Annotated in this window: 1 protein-coding gene; it reads right to left on the bottom strand. The window is 33.2% G+C overall.

The features are described from left to right. Positions 1–322: collagen binding domain-containing protein (locus KYG_RS24010; RefSeq protein ID WP_202798347.1), on the bottom strand; the 322-nt coding region annotated here is incomplete at its 3' end. Positions 323–392 lie beyond the last annotated feature (70 nt).

Genomic DNA, 392 nt, shown 5'->3' on the forward strand with positions numbered 1-392 from the left:
TAGAGATTACCTTACCATCTTTATCTGTAACAATATGTTCGACTACTACACCGTCTTTTACTATATCAAACTCTGCATTTGCTAATGGTTTTTCACCATTTTCCGAATCAATTTTCTTTACTTCAATTTGACCCTTTTGCATAGTATTTTTAATTTCAATTGTTTTTGTTTCTCCAGCTTGAAGTGTAACCTCTACTGAGCTTGTTAATTTTTGATATCCTTCTGGTGCTACTGTTTCATAAACTTTATATGTCCCGGGAGCTAAAGTTTGAGGTACTGAAAAACCTTTTTCGTCCGTTTTCAATTTTTGCAACAACTTCATTTGCACTATTTCGAACTTTCAAATTCGGCACCTTTTAACCCTTTGTTCGGATTCTCAGAATCTATTTTAT

Source organism: Acidovorax sp. NO-1 (genome assembly GCF_000238595.1).
Taxonomy (GTDB): domain Bacteria; phylum Pseudomonadota; class Gammaproteobacteria; order Burkholderiales; family Burkholderiaceae_C; genus Acidovorax.